The organism is Gordonia sp. YC-XJ4 (assembly GCF_059511865.1).
Genome location: NZ_CM183447.1, coordinates 4160783 through 4179833, shown reverse-complemented (window position 1 = coordinate 4179833; position 19051 = coordinate 4160783). Strand labels below are relative to the sequence as shown.

Genomic DNA, 19051 nt, shown 5'->3' with positions numbered 1-19051 from the left:
GCCCCCTTTTCTGGTGGTCGAGGTGCCCCCTTTTCTGGTGGTCGAGGTGCGATGAGCGCTAGCGAGGAGCCTCGAGACCCGTTGCACCGCAGCTGGTTCCACCCCACAGCGGAACCCCGTCACCGTGGGTAGGTGACAATTACCTGCCCGCTCCGTCGACTCCGCCACTCCACCCTCCGATCCAGAAGGAGCGTCGGTACCCATTCGGCGAGGTGTTTGCGTTGGTGATCGGCCCGACATAGCGGGATCAGGTCGCCGAGCACTGTCCAGCCTCCGGCTTCGGGGTCGGTGTGGTTGAAGGGTCGCCAGTGGTCGAGGTCGCACAGGTGTGAGGGCATCCCGCAGTACGGGTATCGGCACCAGGCGTCGTTGGCGAGCACCTCCGCGCGCAGTGTGGCGCTGGGTGCATAGGTCAATGCCCCAGGGGGTGGCACGGTGTGACCGCCGTGCCCGGTCGGATCCGCCGGCGGCGCTTGGGGCCGGTCGGAGATCTGCGGGATCAACGGACCAGCCGCGCGGGCGGATTCGGGGTAGTGGATCGTTTTCGCTATCTCGGCGAGGGTGGTGGCGTAGTCGGGGTCGATGGGCCCATATCCCTGCAACCGGGGCACCAGCACACCGTCGGGGTCAGTGACCACCGTCAACATGGGCGCCCCGGGTACCACCAGGGCCCGTCCAAACGCCACCGGCACCTCATCCGGCGTCGGCTCATCAATCGGGTCGGGGATCTCGGGTTCGACGACCGGCTCCTCCGCATCGACCACCTCCTGCGCAGCGCAGGGCTCCGGCGCGACGGAAGGTTCGACATCCTCGACTTCAGGCGCGTCGGCGTCGACAGGTTCGGGGAGCAGGTCGTCCCAGCCTGCCGCATCCTCGGCATCGCAGGGAGTTTCGGCCGAGTCGTTGCTGTCGCCAGTGCGGCCCTTGGCACAATCGGCCAAGCCGCATTCGCAGTCGAGGTGCGCTCCCGGCACACCGGTGATCTCCCCGAGTGCGATCACGCGCAGCGATCCCACGCGGCGGGGGTCCTTGCGGCAGGTCCGTTCGTCAACCAGGGCGTTGATCTGCGTCGTGAGAAATACCCCGTAATGGGCGGGAACAACCGCATCCAGAGAGGAGTGCCCCGCAACATCGGGGGTGATGGTCACGTGTCCCACCAGGTCGGCGATGTCTTCGCGTTCCTCGGTGACACTGTCGGGGTTCATTGAAATCAACGCAGCGTCGAGCTGTTGCGACAGCACCGGATCGGTCGTGGCACGGGATCCGTAATCCAGGACGATCTCCTCGAACGACATCTCGGACTCGTCACCGGTGTCGACGCTGTCGGTGTCGGTGTCGATGTCCGCGCCACGTTGGGCGGCGCGCGCCATGATCGAGGCCCGGTTGGTGGAGAGTTCCCCGTTCAAATACGCAGCGCGGATCAGGGGGAGTTCTTTGAGGAGGTCCGCCAGCGCTATCCAGCTGCCGGCTTTGCTGCGGGAGATCGTGAATTGCAGAGACACTTCGGCGCGTGCGAGTTTGTCGGCGTGCTCGATCACCGAGCCCCACACCTCGACCTCCGACTGGCCCGCCAAACGCTCGCGATACACGCGATCTGCCAGCGCGGCGGCTGCCAGGACCGCGCGCGCTTCATGTTTGCGGGACTCGCGTAGCAGGTCCGGGCCGGTCTCGATGAGCTCGTCGCGCGACATGGCTGTGATCGCGGCAGCGTCGGCTTCCGGGTCGGTGAACGTCAACGTCGTCGACACCAGGTACCTCCCCTCCCGCGATCGGACTTGATGAGAACAAGTGTACGAAGGGGTACCGACAAAACCGGTCCGATGATCGCCAGACCAGAGAAATCTGTGGACAACTTCTTTCGGGCGCGTCGACTGGGCGGTCAATCACGTCGAGTGGGTAGTGGATGTGGTTGCGATACTTGTCATCTCACCAGGGTCTCGAGGCTCGCCGCACGCGGCTCGCACCTCGACCATCGGGGGAAAGGAGCGAGCGTCGGGTGATGGAAGCGCTCGACCATCGGGGGAAAGGAGCGAGCGTCGGGTGATGGAAGCGCTCGACCATCGGGGGGGAAGGGAGTGAGCGTCGGGTGATGGAAGCGCTGCACCATCGGGGAAAGGGTCGAGCGTCGGTCAGAAAACGCCCCGTCGCTTTACTCCGGACCTTTCCATCCGATGGTCGAGGTGCCGAGGAGCGCCAGCGACGAGGCCTCGAGACCCCGCTCGCCGACAGGTATCCGCATCACACGTCGAGCTGGAACCAGCTCCGGCGCAGGCGGTCTCGAGGCTCGTCGCACGCGGCTCGCACCTCGACCATCGGGGGGAAGGGAGTGAGCGTCGGGTGATGGAAGCTCTCCACCATCGGGGAAAGCCCGTCTGCCGAGTGTTATCCGTGAGCGGAGACCTTCTCCTGTTCCAGCGCGCGGTCGGCGGCGAGCAGCACACCGGCGGCGATCTCGAGGCCTTCGATGCGGCCGAGTGAGACGTCCTCATGCTCGATGTTGACCATCATGTCGGGATCGACGTCACGCAGAGCGCGAAGGAATTCGGTCCAGTAGGCGGTGTCGTGGCCGCGACCGAGTGCCACGAAATCCCATGCCGAGTCCTTGGGCCACTCGTTGGCCCATTCGTCGCCACCGAGGTTGGTGCGCTCCTCGGTGGGTGCGAGTCGGCGGAACCGGTTGTCCAGAACGCCGTACAGTGCGGCGTTCTCGGTGTTCACCCGTACGTCCTTGGCCGCCGCATGGAAGACGAGTGGGCCGAGTTCGCGGACGACGGCCACCGGGTCCATCTGCTGCCAGAACAGATGCGACGCATCGAGTTCCACGCCGACGTGGGTGGCGCCGGTGAGTTCGACGAGCTTGCGGACATCGGCGGTGTTGAAGACGAGGTTCTGCGGGTGGAGTTCGAGTGCGACCTTCACGCCGTGATCGGCGGCGAGTCGGTCGGTCTCGCGCCAGAACCGTGCGGCCACTTCCCACTGGTAGTCCAGGACGTCCAGTGCTGCCGAATTCCAGGCGTTGACGATCCAGTTCGTCACCGTGGCACCGGGTTCCCCGCCGGGCAGGCCCGACATCGTCACCACACGCGTCTGGCCGAGCCGTTCGGCCAGACGGATGGAGCGGCGGATGTCCTCGGCGTGGCGCTCACCGATCTCGGGCTTGGGGTGCAGCGGGTTGCCGTTGCAGTTGAGACCGGCGATCGAGACCCCGGTGCCGTCGAAGAGTGCCAGGTAGTCGTCGCGTGCAGCGTCGGAGACCAGGATTTCGTCGAACGTCGGAACGTGCACCGCGGGAAGGAATCCGCCGGTGTTGATCTCGATACCGGTGAGGCCGAGATCGCCGATCACCTTCAGTGCTTCGGGCAGTGGGCGGTCGTGCAGGATGGCGTTGTAGACACCGAGCTTCATGGTGTTGTGTCTCCTTGTTGTCGTGGAAAGTTGGTGACGGTCAGGCGTTCTCGAGCGGCTTGACGTCGACGGTAGCTCCCGCGTTGGCCGCGGATTCGGCGATCGAGGCAACCACCCGCATCGAATGCAGGCCGGTCTCGAAGTCCGGGAGCGGACCGAGGACGTCGATGCCGGCCACCTGGTCGAGGAAGGCGCGAGCCTGGTAGGCGAACAGTTCGGCCTTGCCGTGGCCGACGCCGCCGGCATCCATCGGCAGGCCACCGCGGATGTAGGGATGATCGGGACCGATGGTGATGCGACGCGGACCGTTGAGATCGGCGCGTACGTCGTCGGCGGCGAGGTGGAATTCCGCGATGCGCGCGAGCTCCCAGGACGCCGATCCGCCGGTGCCGAACAGCTCGAATCCCAGTCCGTCGGGCAGACTGTGCGCCACCCTCGACGCCGAGAACGTACCGATCGCACCGGAGGCGAAGGTCGCGGTGAACGTTGCGATGTCCTCGTTGCCGACGGGCTCCATCTCGTCGGAGACCGCGCCCTTCGTGTGACCGTAGGTGGTGCCGATCGGAACCGGACGTTCGGTGATCACCGTGTGGAAGCGTGCGCCGGAGATCGACGCGATGGGTCCGCAGATGAACTCACCGAGATCGATGAGGTGACTGCCGACATCGGCGAGAGCGCCGGTGCCGGGCTCGCCCTGATAGCGCCAGGTGATCGGCGAGGTCGGGTCGAGCGCGTAGTCGCACCAGTAGTGCCCGTTGAAGTGCACCAGGTCGCCGACGGTTCCGGCGGCCAGCTCGCGACGGATCTGCTCGACGGCCGGCGCGCGACGGTAGGTGTAGCCGACCGCGGCCTGCGTCGAGGCGTCGCGGGCCGCCGACAGCATGGCCTCTGCATCGGAAAGTGAACCGGCAAGCGGCTTTTCGCACAGCACGTGCTTGCCGGCGGCCAGTAGTCCCTCGACCATTTCGCGGTGCAGGTGGTTGGCGACGACCACGCTGACCACGTCGATGTCGTCGGCTGCGGCGATGGACTGCCAGTCGTACTCGGCCCGCTCGTATCCGTAGCGCTTGGCGTTGTCATCGGCGATCGCGGGATTCGCGTCGGCGATCGCCACCAGACGCACGTCGGGCCGGTCGGTGCCGAACAGGGTGGACGCGGTCCGATAGCCGGCGGCGTGCGCGCGGCCGGCCATACCGCCGCCGATGACGGCGACGCCGAGGGAGTTCGAGGACATGGGATCTCCGGGGTTGGTGACGAATAGTGGATGGGAGGTCTGCTGTACCGGTCTACTAAACCGGTCTAGTTCGTCTACTATGAACGCCGTCACGTCACGGTGTCAAGCCTTGACGGGCACGGGTGGAGAGCCCAGGTAGAGAAGGGGGAGTGTGCGATGCGATCGTCGTCGAATCGACCGACCATGCAGGACGTCGCCGATAAGGTGGGGGTGTCCAAAGCGACTGTGTCCCTGGTCTTTCGCAAGGCTCCCGGAGTCGGCGACGACACCCGCCGTGCGGTGATGGCCGCAGCGGACGAGCTCGGCTATCGGATGAACCGGACTGCGGCGCTGATGACGGCCCGGCGTTCTCATCTGATCGGCGTGGTCGCCCAGATCAGCAACAGCTTTCACGCCGAGATCGCCGAGGCGCTGGTCACGGCGGCCGACCGCGCGGGATACGAGATCGTCCTGGGCGCGGTGACCCCGACGCACGGCGAAACACGCGTCGTCGAGACGCTGCGCGACTTTCGTTGCGAGGGAATGCTGCTCATCGGCCCGGAGCTCGACACCGCATCGATCGAGGAGTTCGCGGCAGAGGTGCCCACGGTGGTCCTCGGCCGGCGCATCGCCTCCGGGTCAGTCGATGTCGTTCGCACCAACGACGGCAAGGGTATTGCGGCGGTGGTCGATCACCTCGTCGACCTCGGTCATACGAAGATCGTGCATGTGGCCGGCGGGCCGGGGTCCATCGCCGCGGACCGTCGCGCAGGGTTCTTGCGTGCACTGCGGCATCACGGTATCTCCGCCGCCGACGCCGTGGTGGAAGCGGAGTCGTTCACCGAGGACGCGGGGATGGCCGCGTCGCGAGCCCTGCTGTCCCGCGAGTTGCCGACCGCGGTGGTGTGTGCCAACGATCGACTTGCGATCGGTGTGCTCGACGAACTGCGCCGAGCGGGAGCCGAGGTGCCACAGCAGGTCTCGGTGACCGGCTATGACGACAGCGTCATGGCCCGCTTGAGTAACGTCGATCTCACCACTGTGAGCCAGCAACCGCACGCGCAGGCCGATCGCGCCATCGATGCGGTGGTGTCACGCCTCGACGGTCACCGCACCGAGCGGTCGGTCGTGACGTTGGTACCCGAACTCGTCGTGCGCGGCACCACGTCTGTGCCGCGCGAACGCTGAGGCCGGTATCACCAGAACTCTCACCGACGAACGAACTCCCGCACCGGTGACCCGGTGCGGGAGCTCGTCCCGTGTTCACAACCGCATGTTCACGTCGCGATCAGATGAGTTCCTTGATCTTGCGACTGGGGTAGATGCGGCCGGTGGTGACGTCTTCCTCGACCTCTTCCAGTGTGCGACCCCGGGTTTCGGGCGCCTGTGTCCAGACGAAGAGCAGAGCGAGGATGCCGACGCCGCCGAAGAGGAAGAAGGTGCCGGTGATGCCGGTGGCGGCCACCAGCGTCGGGAAGAACAGTCCCAGAAGGGCGTTGGTGATCCACAGGCAGAACACCGAGATGCCGATCGCCAGACCGCGGATGTGCAGCGGGAAGATTTCCGACAGCAGCACCCAGGTGGCGACGTTGAGGAAGGTTTGCATCGATCCGACGAACAGGACCACGAGTGTCAGGATCACCCACGGTCGTGCCGCGTTGCCCTCCGGCAGTGCGAGGGACGCGATGCCGATGAGGAAGTGGCAGACGGTGGTGAGGCTGTAACCGAGGATCAGGGTGGTGCGGCGATTGATCTTCTGGGCCAGCCAGAGTGCGGTGGTGGAGCCGATGACCGCGATCACGCCGGGAGCGATGTTGGCGATGAGGGCGGCGTTGCTGGCGAATCCGGCATCCTTGAGCACCGACTGGCCGTAATACATGATCGAGTTGATGCCGGTGAGCTGCTGTGCCACACCGAGTCCGATACCCACGAGCACGATGCGTCGAATCCAGCGGTTGTCGCGCAAGGCGGTCCAGCTGCCGCGGATCGCGGTCTCCTCCATCTCGTGGAGTTCCTCGACCATGTCGACCTCGGCGCGGGCGCGCTGCTGCGAGCGGATCGTCTTCAGCACGTCGTAGGCGTCTTCCCGGCGGTTCTGCGAGATCAACCAGCGGGGGGATTCCGGCACGCGGATCATACCGACCATCAGGCAGACCGCCGGGAGCGCGGCGACCGCGAGCATGATGCGCCAGACGCCGTCCTCTTCGCCCCAGATGTTGCCGATGATGGCGTTGATGACGAAGGCCGCGAGCTGACCGACGACGATCATCACCTCGTTGCGACCGGCGAGCGAGCCACGGATCTCATATGGGGCCAGCTCGGCGAGGTAGACCGGGACCACGGTCGACGCGGCGCCGACGGCCAGGCCGAGGATCACGCGGCCGATGACCATCACCCCGAAGCCCGGCGCGAAGACGCAGGTGAGGGTTCCGATGAGGAACAGGGTCGCGAGGAGTGTGATCGACTTGCGGCGGCCGATTGCGTCGGAGAGTCGTCCGCCGGCGATGGCACCGAACGCCGCGCCGAACAGCAGTGAGCTGGTGACGACGCCCTCGGTGAACGGGGTCAGTCCCAGCTCGGTCTTCATCGGCTCGAGAGCACCGTTGATGACGCCGGTGTCGTAGCCGAAGAGCAGGCCGCCCAGCGTGGCGATCAGCGCCACGGCGTGCAGACGCCGCCGGAACGGTCCCGTTCCCAGCGGCGGGAGAATCGAATGTTTCAGACCCGGGTGGTCGTCTGTGGTGGACATGGCACTCCTTGGTTTGACTTACATCTACCACCATCAGTGATGGCAGTCACATCCGTGATCGTAACCCAGTATGTGCAAATGTCCTAACAAAAGTTCTCGATGTTCGGTGTGTGGCCCCGACACCTGCGACGTCCCGAAACCCGTGATCGTCTGCGGGGTGTTGGCATGCGGCCGCGGCTTGACGCGATCGCCATGTGGCCCGCGAAAGTTTGTCCTGACAAGCGCGACAGGGTCGGCGCGACATCCTGCAGAGCGCCTGACGTGAGAGATGAACTCGGGAAGTACATGCGAATGTCTTGACAAAGTCTTGACAATCGCGATGTGACGGGTATTACATCAGGGGCGCACAGTGGCTTCTCATGCAGCTGCTGTGGTGACGAAAGGGAAGCAACGACGATGAACTCCATTCAGCGCGGGCTCGGTCGGCCTCGAAGAGCAGCCGTGTTCGCGGCCATCGCAGTCTCAGCCGTGATGGTTGTCGGTGGGTGCTCGAGTACGGGTGGCAAACCTGATGAGAGCGGAGGCGGCGGAGGGGTCGGCAGCGCCGGCACCGCGGAACTGACGATCGCGATGATCACCCACGAGGTACCCGGTGACACCTTCTGGGATCTGATCCGTAAGGGCGCCGAGATGGCGGCGAAGAAGGACAACGTCAAACTCCAATACTCCTCAGACCCGGAAGCGCCCAACCAGGCCAACCTGGTCCAGTCGGCGATCGACTCGAAGGTCGACGGCATCGCGGTGACGCTGGCCAAGCCGGACGCGATGTCGGTAGCGGTGAAGAACGCGCTGGCCGCGGGTATCGCGGTCGACGCCTTCAACTCGGGGATCAGCGACTACAAAGCAATGGGTATCACCCAATACTTCGGGCAGGACGAGACCATTGCCGGCGCACAGGCCGGTCAGCGCCTCACACAAGAGGGTGCGAAGAAGGTGCTGTGCGTGATCCAGGAGCAAGGGCAGGTGGCCCTCGAATCCCGTTGTGCCGGTGTCGCAAAGGGATTCACCGGTGGTAGCACCGAGACCCTCTACGTCAACAGCAAGGACATGCCGTCGGTGGAGAGCACGCTGACTGCCAAGCTGCAACAGGATCCGTCCATCGATCATGTGGTCACCCTTGGTGCCCCGATCGCCCAGACTGCCGTGCAGTCCAAGCAGAACGCCGGTAGTAACGCCACGATCGTCACCTTCGACACCAATGCGGCATTGGTGCCGCTGATCCAGAATGGCCAGGTCGCCTGGGCCGTCGACCAGCAGCCCTATCTCCAGGGGTACCTCGCGGTGGACGCCCTGTGGCTGTACCTGACCAACCGCAACACCATCGGTGGTGGCAACGCGGTGCTCACCGGTCCGTCCTTCATCGACAAGTCGAACATCGACAAGGTCGCCGAGTACGCCAAGCGTGGAACCCGTTGAGGCGAAAGGAAAACTGATGAGTACTCGAACAGACTTGGATCTGTCGACGCATACGGTGGTCACCGATGAGCGGATCAAGCGTCGGAAACCGTTGCAGCGGGTGTTGGTTCGCCCGGAGATCGGGGCGTTGGTCGGGGCGATCGCGATCTTCGTGTTCTTCTGCATCGTCGCCCCACCGTTCCGCACCCCCGAGGCGTTGGCCACCATCCTGTATGCGAGTTCGACGATCGGGATCATGGCGTGCGGGGTCGCGGTCTTGATGATCGGCGGCGAGTTCGATCTGTCGACCGGTGTGGCCGTGACGTTCTCCTCGTTGATGGCCTCGATGCTGGCCTACAACCTGCACCTCAACGTGTGGGTCGGTGGCGTACTCGCGCTGGTGCTGGCGTTGGCGGTCGGGTTCTTCAACGGCTACCTCGTGATGAAAACGAAAATCCCGTCGTTCCTGATCACCCTGTCCTCATTCCTCATGCTCACCGGCATCAACCTGGCCGTGACCAAACTGGTCACCGGGCAGGTCGCAACCCCCTCGATCTCCGACATGGCCGGATTCGACTCCGCCAAAGCAGTCTTCGCCTCCTCCTTCGACCTGTTCGGGGTATCGGTACGCATCACCGTGGTGTGGTGGATCGTGTTCACCCTGATCGCCACCTGGGTATTGATGCGCACCCGCGTGGGCAACTGGATCTTCGCCGTCGGCGGCAACCAGGACTCCGCCCGCGCGGTCGGCGTACCGGTCACCCGAGTCAAGATCGGCATGTTCATGTTCGTCGGATTCTGCGCCTGGTTCGTCGGCATGCACCTGCTGTTCGCCTTCGACACCGTGCAATCCGGGCAAGGCGTGGGCAACGAGTTCTTCTACATCATCGCCGCCGTCGTCGGTGGATGCCTACTGACCGGCGGTTTCGGCACCGCCATCGGCGCCGCGATCGGCGCATTCATCTTCGGGATGGTCAACCAAGGCATCGTCTACGCCGGCTGGAACCCCGACTGGTTCAAATTCTTCATGGGCGTGATGCTGCTGTTCGCAGTACTCGCCAACAACACATTCCGCACATTCGCGGCCAAGAGGTGACACCATGAGCACAGTGATCGAAGACCGCGTCGAACCCGACTCCCACGGCGGGAAAGTACCGCTGGTCGAACTCCGCGACATCGGCAAATCCTACGGCACCATCATCGCACTCACCGGAATCAGCCTGCGCGTCAACGCCGGCGAGGTGACCTGCGTCCTCGGCGACAACGGCGCCGGGAAATCCACCCTGATCAAGATCATCGCCGGACTCCACCAACAAACCGAAGGCACCCTCCTCGTCGACGGCAACGACACCGTCCTGCAATCACCCAAACACGCCCTGTCCCTCGGCATCGCCACCGTCTACCAAGACCTCGCCGTCGTCGGCCTGATGCCGGTCTGGCGCAACTTCTTCCTCGGCCAAGAACTCCGCAAAGGCCCACTACGGATGCTCGACATCCAAGCCATGCGCGCCACCACCAAAGAAGAACTCATGAAAATGGGAATCGACCTCCCCGACGTCGACGCCCCCATCAGCTCACTCTCCGGCGGACAACGCCAATGCGTCGCGATCTCACGCGCCATCTACTTCGGCGCACGCGTGCTCATCCTCGACGAACCCACCGCCGCACTCGGCGTCAAACAATCCGGCACCGTCCTGCGCTACATCTCCGCAGCCCGCGACCAAGGCTTCGGTGTCGTGTTCATCACCCACAACCCCCACCACGCCCACCTCGTCGGCGACCACTTCGTCCTCCTCAACCGCGGACAACAAAAACTCGACTGCACCTACGACCAGATCACCCTCGAAGAACTCACCCAACAAATGGCCGGCGGCGACGAACTCGACACCCTCAGCCACGAACTACGACACTGAATCCACCCCAGCGGTGACAGCCGCACCAGAGACGACCGCCCGGCCCCGAATGGGACCGGGCGGTCCACCAATTGGTGTGGACCTCAGCGTGGTTCGAGTCCCGCCGCCCGGTACGCGTCGTCGATGTAGGCCATGTTGGTGACGGCGTCGTCGAGATCGATCGGCAGGGACGCGCCGTCGCGCAGTGCCGCCGCGAACGCTTCGAGCGCAAAGGTGTAGGTGCTGCGGCGGGTCACCTCCTCCACGCGGGTATCCCATGCCGTGGTGATGCTCAGGCGGTTGTCACGGGTCGGCGACAAGAAGTCGTGCAGGGTCAGCGATCCGGTGGTGCCGACGATGTGTGCGCGGAATGTGTAGTGGTCGTCGAGCATCGTGTTGGTGTTGACGCCGGTGGCGCCGTTCGGGAAGGTGACCTCGATCCGGCTCGATGCGTCGATCTGGTCACCTCGCACGATCGCCGACGCTCCGGTGATGCGCGGCGCACCGCCGGCGAACCGGCCGAGGGTGCGCAACAGGTGCAGGCCGTAACAGCCGAGATCCATGACGGAACCGCCGGCGAGTCGGTACTCCCAGCGTGGGTCCGAAGGCGCCGGTTCGGGCATGCCCATCGTGATCTCGATCGTTTGCAGATCGCCGCACACCCCGCCGTGCAGCACGTCGAGGGTGCGATGCATCAGCGGGTGGAACCGGTAGTGGAATCCCTCGAGCACCAGAACGCCGGCCGCGCGTGCCTGCGCGGCTACCTGCTGCGCTTCGACGGCGTTGCGGGCGAACGGTTTCTCGCTGAGCACCGGCACGCCCGCCGCGATCGCCGCAAGATTCCACGGCCCGTGCAACGCATTCGCAAGCGGGTTGTAGATCAGATCGATTTCCGGATCGCCGATCACCTCGGCATAGGAGTCGACGACGCGCTCGACGCGGTGGGTGGCGGCGAAGGACTCCGCGCGATGCCGATCGCGGGCGGCGACCACGGTCAGTCGGTGTCCGAGTTCGTGGGCAGGCCCGACGATGGCGTTCTCGGCGATCCGCGACGCCCCGAGAATCCCGATACGCAGCGGCGGTGCGGTCATACCCCGACCGTACTCAGACCACCGCCGGTCGGCAGATCCGCCGCAGGAACGACATCGACACCGCGACGTCGGCTGCCGCGTCGTCGGCGGCGGCCTCGTCGGTGAGGATGGTGTCCTGCTCGAGGACGAACCAGCCGCTGTATCCGTTCTCGCGCAGCGTGCTCACGACGTGTTCGATCCGGGCGTCACCGGCGCCGAGCGGCACGTACATTCCTGCGGCGACGGCCTCGGTGTAGGTCGCCGCACCCTGCTGGACCCGTTGTGCGAGATCCACGCGGACGTCCTTGAGGTGGGCGTGCCGGATGCGGTCGCCGAAGTTCTCGGCGATCTCGCCGGGGTCGGTGCCTCCGATCAACAGGTGGCCGGTGTCCAGGCACAGGCCGATGGACGAATCCTCCAGCACGCGAAGCACTTCGGCTCGGTTCTCGATCATCGTGCCGACATGGGGATGCAGCGCCGCGACAATGTTCTGCTCGGTGACGAGCGCGTCGATCCGATCGAGGTTCGTCAGCAGCGTGCGCCAGGCGTCGGCGTCGAGCACCGGCCGGGAGTCGTATCCGTCGGTGCCGGTCGCCGCCGCCAGCACCAGGACGTCGCCGCCGGAGACGGCCAAGCGTTCGAGTGCCGCGCGGACCTGAGGCGCCGGATCGTGGTCGGCGTCGTGCAGGACGACGGGAACGAACGACCCGACGCAGCGCAGGTCATAGGAGTTCAGGGTGTCGCGCAGGGCGGCAGGGTCGTCGGGCAGGAAGCCTTCCGGGCCGGTCTCTGCGGCGCTCATCCCGAGTTCGCGCATCTCACCGAGAACGCGTGCGGGGTGCAGTTGCAGGCCCCAGCCAGGTACTTCGCACACACCCCAGGAGATGGGGGCGGCGGCGATTCGTGGGTCGTTGGTCATGGTGTCACCTCTGGGTTGGGAAAGAATGTGGCGGTCAAGGGATGTGGCGTTTACGGGGTGTGACGGCGATCGAGCTCGGTGAGTTCGCGTTCGAAATGTGCTGTGGTGAAACGTCCATCGAGGGCGCGGGCAACGAATTCGGCCTGTGTCTCGCCGGCCAACCCCGACAGTGGCTGATCCAGATCCAGGTTGCTGGGGAAGGCGTATCCCTCGGCCGCCGAGGCGATCACGTTCGCGACTGCGGTGCTCTCGCCCTGGGCGGCCAGGGCGAGTAGCGACGGATACAGTGCGCGCAGCATCGCCGAGCGGTCGACGGCGTCCATCGCCCGTCCGAAAGCCGAGGACACCTGCAGCAGATTCGCCATGCGCCGGACGTCGGTCGTCGTGTTGTGGCCGGCAGCGTGGAACAGTGCCGGATTGAAGAACACGGCGTCGCCGGCACGCAGCGGCAACTGGATGTGGTTGGCGGTGAAGTATTCTCGGAACTCCGGAAGGCCGAATGCCACGTACCCCTGCTCGTACCGTTGCGAATACGGCAGATACATCGTCGGACCGGACTCCAGCGGCATGTCGACGTGCGCGACCGCGCCCTGCAATGTCAGAGCGGGTGAGAGACGGTGGATGTGGGCGCGGAAACGTTCGGCGGTACCGGTCGACATGAAGCCGAGGTGGTAGTCGCGGTGCGGGTTCTGGGCGGCTCCACCGGGATTGACGACGTTGATCGCCGAGGTCACCTGATACATCGGTCCGAGCCAGGCCTCGCAGATCAACGCCAGGATGTCGTTGCGGTAGTACTGCACGAACACCTGGGGATCGCGAAGAGCGAGCTTCTGCAACGCATTCCAGATCCGGTCGTTGGCGCCGGGGGCGGCGAAGTGATCGCCGAAGGATTCTCCGGCGGCATGCTGCTCGGCGATGATGTCCCCATAGATCCGAGTCGATTCGGCCAGCGCATTGCTCTCGTCGAACGCTCCCGAGAAAACGACGATACCCGGACCGGTGAGCAGCGCGTCGGCGAGTTCGTCGCCGATGGCGGCGCGTGCCTCGGGGTCGGCGATCAGCGGGCGCAGCGTGGCCGCGTCGTAGACGAGGACGTTGCGCGCGACGGATGTGGCGTGCGGATAGTCGGCGAGGTCGGTGGTCTGCTCGATCGAGGCGACGAAGTCGTCGATCCGGCAGTCGTCCGGGGTCACGCGGTGGGCGAGAAGACTGGTGGCGAGGTGCATGGTCCTCAGAATGGCAAGATCGCATTGTCCGAACAAGATCAGATTCCCATCAAGAATCCCTCAGGAGGGTTCATGCCGCATCGCTATCCGGTACGGGAAATAGCTCGGCAGGCTGGCGTGTCCGAGGCGACCGTCGACCGTGTGTTGCACCGCCGGCCCGGTGTCCGGGAGGGCACGGTGCGCCAGGTCGAGCAGGCCATCGCCGACCTCGACCGGCAGCGCGCGCAACTGCGATTGTCGGGGCGACAATTCATGATCGACCTGGTCATGGAGACGCCGCGGCGATTCTCGTCGATGGTGCGCTCGGCACTGGAGGCCGAGTTGCCGGGCCTGCGACCGGCGATCTTCCGGGCGCGATATCACCTGCACGAGACGTGGCCGGTCGAGGACCTGATCGCGACCCTCGATGCCATCGCGCGTCAGGGGAGTCAGGCCGTGGTGCTCAAGGCGCCGGACACCCCCGAGGTTGCCGAGGCGATCGGACGCCTCACCGGGGTGCGTATCCCGGTGATCACGCTCGTCACCGACGTACCCATGAGCACCCGCCTGGCATATGTGGGCATGGACAACCGGGCGGCAGGGGCCACCGCGGCCTACCTGATGCAGCAGTGGCTGCGGCACACCGACGTCGACATCCTGGTGATGACGAGCAGTGAGATGTTCCGCGGCGAGGAAGAGCGTGAGATGGGGTTCCGGGCGATCATGCGACGAGACGATCCGACACGGCGCATCATCGACGTCTCCGGTTCCGACGGGCTCGACGCCACCAGTCGGCGATTGGCATACCGTGCGCTACAGGACAATCCGCGTATCGGCGCGGTGTACTCGATCGGCGGTGGCAACAAGGGCATCGTCGCAGCCTTCGCCGATGGCCACCGAGATTGCGAGGTCTTCCTCGGTCACGATCTCGGCCCCGCCAATCGGGATCTGCTGCGCAGCGGCGGTATCACCGCGGTGCTCCACCATGACCTGCGCTCGGACATGCGGCAGGTTGCGCAGACCGTGATGAGCCATCACGGCGCTCTCGCCGGGGGCTATCGTCCGCAGGTGTCGGAGATCGCCGTCATCACGCCGCACAACATCCCGGGCGACTGATCGACCTGTCAAAGACACACATGTTTGGTTGTTATGACATACTGTGAGGCATGACACAGGCCACCACGCAGCTCCAGATCGATCTCGATCGGTCGACCCCGGTGCCGCTGTATCACCAGCTCGCCCGCGCGATCGAGGCCGCGATCATCGGTGGCGAGCTCGCTCCGGGTGATCGCCTCGAGAACGAGCTCGATCTCGCCAAACGGCTCAAGCTCTCCCGCCCGACGATCCGCCAGGCGATCCAGGAGCTCGTCGACAAAGGGGTCGTCGTGCGCAAACGGGGCGTCGGCACCCAGGTGGTGCAGAGCCCGGTGAACCGCTCGGTGGAACTGACCAGCCTGTTCGACGATCTCAGCACGGCCGGAATGCACCCGGAGACACAGCTTCTCGAGTACCGGCGGTCGGTGCCCGACGACGACCTGCGCACCGATCTCGGTCTCGACGCAGACGCGGAGGCTGTCACCATCCGACGGCTACGCAGCGCAGGCGGCGAGCCACTGGCGGTGATGACCAATCACCTACCCGCCGACATCTGCCCGCCGCCAGGCGATCTCGAGGACGGCGGCCTCTACAAGGGGCTGCGCGCCAAGGGCGTCCACATTCGGCTTGCCCGCCAGGTCATCGGCGCGAAAGCCGCCGACGCCGAGGAGGCCACTCTGCTCGACGTGGAGCCGGGTGCGCCGTTGCTGACCATGCAGCGCACTGCATTCGACGACGCGGGCAAGGTCGTCGAGGTGGGTCGCCACGCCTACCGCGCAGACCGCTACTTCTTCGAGACAACCGTCGTCGATCGCTGAGGCGGGTCTCGAGGCCCGGCGCCGGGGGCGCCGGGCACCTCGACCATCGGGGGGGGGGGCAGGCCGTTCCCCCGATGGTTCCAAGCCCGATGGTCGAGGTGCGAGGCGCGTGCGCCGAGCCTCGAGACCGCTTGCGCCGACGCTGGTTTCGTAACCACCGACCACCACCCACCGGCCCCACCCCCCACCGCCAACCTACTCCGAGTCGACGCTCGTCGATTCCGGCTCGGGTTCGCTCCCGCCGCCACCCACCGCGACGAGCAGGCGCCGCACCGCCATCGCGCGACGATGCGAGGCGCCGGTGAGGTCGTCGAGTGCGCATTCCGGATCGGCAGGCGGTCCGAGGTGGGTGCAACCGCGCGGACAGTTCTCGATGGCATCGCGCAGATCGTCGAAGGCGTCGACGATGTCGTCGGCGTCGACATGGGCGAGACCGAACGAACGGATGCCGGGGGTGTCGATCACCCACGACCGTCGGCCCTGGTCCTCGGGACCTCGCGCGTCATCGGGATGTGGCGGCAACACCAACGCCACCGACGCGGTGGAGGTGTGTCGGCCCTTGCCGACCCCCGAGACCACACCGGTGGCCCGTTCGGCTTCGGGCACAAGGCGGTTGACCAGGGTTGACTTGCCCACGCCGGAGTGCCCGATCAATGCGGTGAGGTGCCCGCGCAGCAAGCCGAGGACGTCGTCAAGTGGATCGTCACGACCAGCCCGCACGATGATCAGGTCGAGTCCGTCGAAGGCACTGGTGAACTCGGTGGGATCGGCCAGATCGGACTTGGTGAGACACAAGATGGGTTCGAGCCCACCGACATACGCCGCGGCGAGGGCGCGTTCGACGAATCCGGTCCGGGGTGGGGGATCGGCCATAGCCGTGACGATCAGGAGGCGATCGGCGTTGGCGGCGACGATCCGCTCGTACGGATCGGTGTCATCGGCGGTGCGCCGCAGGACCGTTCGCCGCTCGTCGACTCGCACGATCCGAGCCAGTGAATCCGGTTTCCCGGTCAGGTCGCCGACCACCCCGACATCGTCGCCGACCACGATCGGGGTGCGGCCGAGTTCACGTGCGCGCATGGCCACCACACGACGATCCGGATCGCCATCGAGTACGCAACCCCAGCGGCCGCGATCGACCGAGACGACCATTGCCGACTCCGCATCATCATGTGCCGGACGGGTTTTGGTGCGCGGACGACTCCCCTTGCCGGGGCGGACCCGGACATCGGACTCGTCGTAACTGTCCGCGCGACGGCTCACGGATGCCCGATCATCTTCTGCCACATACCCGGAAAGTCCGGCAAGGTCTTCGACGTGGTCTCGATGTCGTCGACGGTGACCGAGGGCACGCGCAAGCCGATGATCGCGCCTGCGGTGGCCATCCGGTGGTCGGCGTAGGACTCCCAGTGCCCGCCGTGCAACGGGGCCGGCCGGATGATCAGGCCGTCGTCGAGCTCGGTGACATCGCCACCGAGACGCCCGATCTCGGTGGCCAGTGCGGCCAGGCGATCGGTTTCGTGGCCGCGCAGATGGGCGATGCCGGTCAGCCGGGACTCACTCTCGGCGAGGGCAGCCAGTGCCGCGATCGTCGGTGTCAGTTCGCCGACCTCGCGCAGATCGCGGTCGATACCGGTCAGTCGAAGCGGTCCGCGCACGGTGAGCGCACCGTCGAGAAGTTCGACGGTGCAACCCATCTCGGCGAGGATGTCGGCGATCTGGGCGCCGGGCTGGGTGGTGACGGCCGGCCAGCGTGGCACGCTGACCGCCCCGCCGGTCGCGGCGCCCGCGGCGAGGAAGGCGGCCGCGTTGGAAAGATCGGGTTCGATCGCCCAGTCCACCGCACGAATCGGCGACGGATCGACGTGCCAGATATTCGGTTCGTCGACAACGACTTTCACACCGGCTGTCGCGAGCATCGCGATGGTCATCTCGATGTGGGGCATCGACGGAACCGGACCTCCGACGTGCCGCACGGTCAGTCCCTCGTCGAATCGTGCGCCGGTCAGCAGCAACCCGGACACGAACTGCGACGACCCCGACGCATCGATCGTGACCTCGCCGCCGCGAGCCGATCCGGTGCCCACCACCGTGAACGGCAGGGAGTCGCCCTCGACGGTGACACCGAGGTCACGCAGGGCATCGAGGATCGTCGTGAGCGGTCGCTGACGCGCTTGCGGATCGCCGTCGAAGTCGACAGGTCCCGACGCCAACGCCGCCATCGGCGGCAGGAATCGCATGACGGTGCCTGCGAGCCCGCAATAGACGTCGGTGCCGTGCATGGGTCGCGGTTCGATGGAGACCGTCGTCGGGTCGGCGGCGTCGACACGGATGCCGATGCCCAGTCCGGTCAGAGCGGCGAGCATGAGATTGGTGTCGCGGCTTCGTAGTGTGCCGGTGAGGGTCGACGGGCCGTCGGCGAGCGCGGCGAGCAGCAACGCCCGATTGGTGATCGACTTGGACCCGGGCAGGTCCACGGTCGCGTTCACCGGCCCCGACACGACGGGCGCATTCCACGTGCTCATGCGGTCCAGTCTGTCATGGGGCCTGCCACGTCCGGTCCCGTCCCGGTCAGCGGTTGTCCAGACGCAGGGGGTGCGTCGGCGGGACCTCGACGATGATGAGTAGCCGGCCGTCGGTGTCGCGCACATGCATCTCGATCAGGCCCCACGGCTCGGTGAGCGGTTCGCGCTCGATCGTGACGTGCGCCGACCGCAGTTCACGTTCGGCGGCCGAGACGTCGCGTACCTGCAGCCACAGTGCGCCCGACGGTTCGATGGTGGTGTCGAGATCGGAACTCATGTGCCCGGGAACCTCGATCAGGCCGTTACCGGCGTAAAAGACGATGCCGCCCGGGTACTCCCGCGCAACGGCGAGACGCAGCTGATGACGGTAGAAATGCTGCAACGATTCCGGGTCTCGTGAACGGAGCACGACGCGACTACTGAGGACCTCCATGCCTTGTGTCTACACCGCTACCGATCGGTCGGACAGGACAATACGCCCGGCGCGTCGCGGGTCCGGTGCGCTCGGATCACTGGCCTTCGGTGGTGCCGTCCGACCCGCCGAGCGCGTGACCGCGGTTGAGGTCGTTGCCATGACGGCCCGCCTCGTAGATCGCCTTCTCCCGGGCGATGCGATCGGTCTCACCGATCGGCTCGGCGTCTCCGAAGGCGAAGGCGGATTCGTGCGGGTAGTCGTGCGGGATGTCCGGGTCGTCGAGTTCTTCGGGCTGTGGGCTGTTCATGGGACAACGATACGGCCGTGGCTCACACGTGGCGCCGGATTGC

General features: G+C 65.8%; 17 protein-coding genes. 6 read left to right on the top strand and 11 right to left on the bottom strand.

What is annotated here, in order from left to right:
* Positions 1 to 119 precede the first annotated feature (119 nt).
* The 3 genes from AC5ZH6_RS18730 to AC5ZH6_RS18720 all read right to left on the bottom strand — a co-directional run bounded on the left by AC5ZH6_RS18730 (position 120) and on the right by AC5ZH6_RS18720 (position 4639).
* Complete coding sequence (locus AC5ZH6_RS18730) at positions 120 to 1748, bottom strand: HNH endonuclease signature motif containing protein (RefSeq protein ID WP_496167639.1); 1629 nt, start codon at positions 1746 to 1748, stop codon at positions 120 to 122.
* A gap of 634 nt (positions 1749 to 2382) precedes the next feature.
* Complete coding sequence (locus tag AC5ZH6_RS18725; RefSeq protein ID WP_496167638.1) at positions 2383 to 3405, bottom strand: sugar phosphate isomerase/epimerase family protein; 1023 nt, start codon at positions 3403 to 3405, stop codon at positions 2383 to 2385.
* Between the two features lie 40 nt (positions 3406 to 3445).
* Positions 3446 to 4639, bottom strand: coding sequence for a Gfo/Idh/MocA family protein (locus AC5ZH6_RS18720; protein WP_496167637.1), 1194 nt, complete (start codon positions 4637 to 4639; stop codon positions 3446 to 3448).
* Between the two features lie 156 nt (positions 4640 to 4795).
* Between AC5ZH6_RS18720 and AC5ZH6_RS18715 the strand changes: the two genes are divergently transcribed.
* Positions 4796 to 5806 carry a LacI family DNA-binding transcriptional regulator gene (locus tag AC5ZH6_RS18715; protein ID WP_496167635.1) on the top strand — a complete coding sequence of 337 codons (1011 nt, stop codon included), beginning with the start codon at positions 4796 to 4798 and terminating at the stop codon, positions 5804 to 5806.
* 100 nt (positions 5807 to 5906) lie between these two features.
* On the opposite strand, the gene AC5ZH6_RS18710 is transcribed toward AC5ZH6_RS18715, so the two are convergent.
* Complete coding sequence (locus tag AC5ZH6_RS18710) at positions 5907 to 7367, bottom strand: sugar porter family MFS transporter (RefSeq protein ID WP_006370659.1); 1461 nt, start codon at positions 7365 to 7367, stop codon at positions 5907 to 5909.
* 471 nt (positions 7368 to 7838) lie between these two features.
* Here AC5ZH6_RS18710 and AC5ZH6_RS18705 point away from each other — a divergent pair, with 471 nt between their 5' ends.
* From AC5ZH6_RS18705 to AC5ZH6_RS18695, 3 genes are read left to right on the top strand one after another with little or no spacing between them, the layout of a single operon-like run.
* Positions 7839 to 8783: a substrate-binding domain-containing protein gene (locus tag AC5ZH6_RS18705; RefSeq protein WP_370530147.1), complete on the top strand. Its 945-nt coding sequence runs from the start codon at positions 7839 to 7841 to the stop codon at positions 8781 to 8783.
* 16 nt (positions 8784 to 8799) lie between these two features.
* Positions 8800 to 9858: an ABC transporter permease gene (locus AC5ZH6_RS18700; protein WP_026919952.1), complete on the top strand. Its 1059-nt coding sequence runs from the start codon at positions 8800 to 8802 to the stop codon at positions 9856 to 9858.
* Between the two features lie 4 nt (positions 9859 to 9862).
* Positions 9863 to 10675 (top strand): ATP-binding cassette domain-containing protein, encoded by an 813-nt coding sequence (locus tag AC5ZH6_RS18695; RefSeq protein ID WP_020169801.1) that lies wholly within the window; start codon positions 9863 to 9865, stop codon positions 10673 to 10675.
* A gap of 83 nt (positions 10676 to 10758) precedes the next feature.
* Here the strand turns inward: AC5ZH6_RS18695 and AC5ZH6_RS18690 are convergent, their stop codons facing one another.
* Genes AC5ZH6_RS18690 through AC5ZH6_RS18680 form a run of 3 tightly spaced genes read right to left on the bottom strand, consistent with a single transcriptional unit; the run spans position 10759 to position 13869 of the window.
* Positions 10759 to 11745 carry a Gfo/Idh/MocA family protein gene (locus AC5ZH6_RS18690; protein ID WP_288338422.1) on the bottom strand — a complete coding sequence of 329 codons (987 nt, stop codon included), beginning with the start codon at positions 11743 to 11745 and terminating at the stop codon, positions 10759 to 10761.
* Positions 11746 to 11758: 13 nt separating this feature from the next.
* Positions 11759 to 12643: a sugar phosphate isomerase/epimerase family protein gene (locus AC5ZH6_RS18685; protein ID WP_006370664.1), complete on the bottom strand. Its 885-nt coding sequence runs from the start codon at positions 12641 to 12643 to the stop codon at positions 11759 to 11761.
* Positions 12644 to 12693: 50 nt separating this feature from the next.
* Entirely contained in the window at positions 12694 to 13869 is a 1176-nt protein-coding gene (locus AC5ZH6_RS18680) for a phytanoyl-CoA dioxygenase family protein (protein ID WP_288338423.1), read from the bottom strand.
* Positions 13870 to 13941: 72 nt separating this feature from the next.
* Here AC5ZH6_RS18680 and AC5ZH6_RS18675 point away from each other — a divergent pair, with 72 nt between their 5' ends.
* Positions 13942 to 14964, top strand: a complete 1023-nt coding sequence (locus tag AC5ZH6_RS18675; RefSeq protein WP_288338424.1) for a LacI family DNA-binding transcriptional regulator — start codon at positions 13942 to 13944, stop codon at positions 14962 to 14964.
* Positions 14965 to 15014: 50 nt separating this feature from the next.
* A complete protein-coding gene (locus AC5ZH6_RS18670; protein WP_006370667.1) occupies positions 15015 to 15761 on the top strand; it encodes a GntR family transcriptional regulator in 747 nt (248 codons plus the stop codon).
* A 195-nt stretch (positions 15762 to 15956) separates the two neighbouring features.
* Here AC5ZH6_RS18670 and rsgA read toward each other — a convergent pair whose 3' ends face one another.
* From rsgA to AC5ZH6_RS18650, 4 genes are all read right to left on the bottom strand, one after another.
* Entirely contained in the window at positions 15957 to 17024 is a 1068-nt protein-coding gene (rsgA, locus tag AC5ZH6_RS18665; protein ID WP_020170522.1) for a ribosome small subunit-dependent GTPase A, read from the bottom strand.
* A complete protein-coding gene (aroA, locus tag AC5ZH6_RS18660) occupies positions 17021 to 18286 on the bottom strand; it encodes a 3-phosphoshikimate 1-carboxyvinyltransferase (RefSeq protein ID WP_020170523.1) in 1266 nt (421 codons plus the stop codon). The genes rsgA and aroA overlap by 4 nt, the downstream gene beginning before the upstream one ends.
* 46 nt (positions 18287 to 18332) lie before the next feature.
* Complete coding sequence (locus AC5ZH6_RS18655) at positions 18333 to 18719, bottom strand: VOC family protein (RefSeq protein WP_020170524.1); 387 nt, start codon at positions 18717 to 18719, stop codon at positions 18333 to 18335.
* A gap of 76 nt (positions 18720 to 18795) precedes the next feature.
* Positions 18796 to 19008 (bottom strand): hypothetical protein, encoded by a 213-nt coding sequence (locus tag AC5ZH6_RS18650; RefSeq protein ID WP_006370671.1) that lies wholly within the window; start codon positions 19006 to 19008, stop codon positions 18796 to 18798.
* Positions 19009 to 19051 lie beyond the last annotated feature (43 nt).

Bases quoted from the DNA above. Each gene is read 5' to 3' on its own strand.
- AC5ZH6_RS18725 (WP_496167638.1), bottom strand. From the start codon at position 3,405: ATGAAGCTCGGTGTCTACAACGCCATCCTGCACGACCGCCCACTGCCC.
- AC5ZH6_RS18650 (WP_006370671.1), bottom strand. From the start codon at position 19,008: ATGAACAGCCCACAGCCCGAAGAACTCGACGACCCGGACATCCCGCAC.
- AC5ZH6_RS18670 (WP_006370667.1), top strand. From the start codon at position 15,015: ATGACACAGGCCACCACGCAGCTCCAGATCGATCTCGATCGGTCGACC.
- AC5ZH6_RS18705 (WP_370530147.1), top strand. From the start codon at position 7,839: ATGGTTGTCGGTGGGTGCTCGAGTACGGGTGGCAAACCTGATGAGAGC.
- AC5ZH6_RS18680 (WP_288338423.1), bottom strand. From the start codon at position 13,869: ATGCACCTCGCCACCAGTCTTCTCGCCCACCGCGTGACCCCGGACGAC.
- aroA (WP_020170523.1), bottom strand. From the start codon at position 18,286: ATGAGCACGTGGAATGCGCCCGTCGTGTCGGGGCCGGTGAACGCGACC.
- AC5ZH6_RS18715 (WP_496167635.1), top strand. From the start codon at position 4,796: ATGCGATCGTCGTCGAATCGACCGACCATGCAGGACGTCGCCGATAAG.
- AC5ZH6_RS18695 (WP_020169801.1), top strand. From the start codon at position 9,863: ATGAGCACAGTGATCGAAGACCGCGTCGAACCCGACTCCCACGGCGGG.
- AC5ZH6_RS18690 (WP_288338422.1), bottom strand. From the start codon at position 11,745: ATGACCGCACCGCCGCTGCGTATCGGGATTCTCGGGGCGTCGCGGATC.
- AC5ZH6_RS18655 (WP_020170524.1), bottom strand. From the start codon at position 18,719: ATGGAGGTCCTCAGTAGTCGCGTCGTGCTCCGTTCACGAGACCCGGAA.
- AC5ZH6_RS18700 (WP_026919952.1), top strand. From the start codon at position 8,800: ATGAGTACTCGAACAGACTTGGATCTGTCGACGCATACGGTGGTCACC.
- AC5ZH6_RS18685 (WP_006370664.1), bottom strand. From the start codon at position 12,643: ATGACCAACGACCCACGAATCGCCGCCGCCCCCATCTCCTGGGGTGTG.
- AC5ZH6_RS18675 (WP_288338424.1), top strand. From the start codon at position 13,942: ATGCCGCATCGCTATCCGGTACGGGAAATAGCTCGGCAGGCTGGCGTG.
- AC5ZH6_RS18710 (WP_006370659.1), bottom strand. From the start codon at position 7,367: ATGTCCACCACAGACGACCACCCGGGTCTGAAACATTCGATTCTCCCG.
- AC5ZH6_RS18720 (WP_496167637.1), bottom strand. From the start codon at position 4,639: ATGTCCTCGAACTCCCTCGGCGTCGCCGTCATCGGCGGCGGTATGGCC.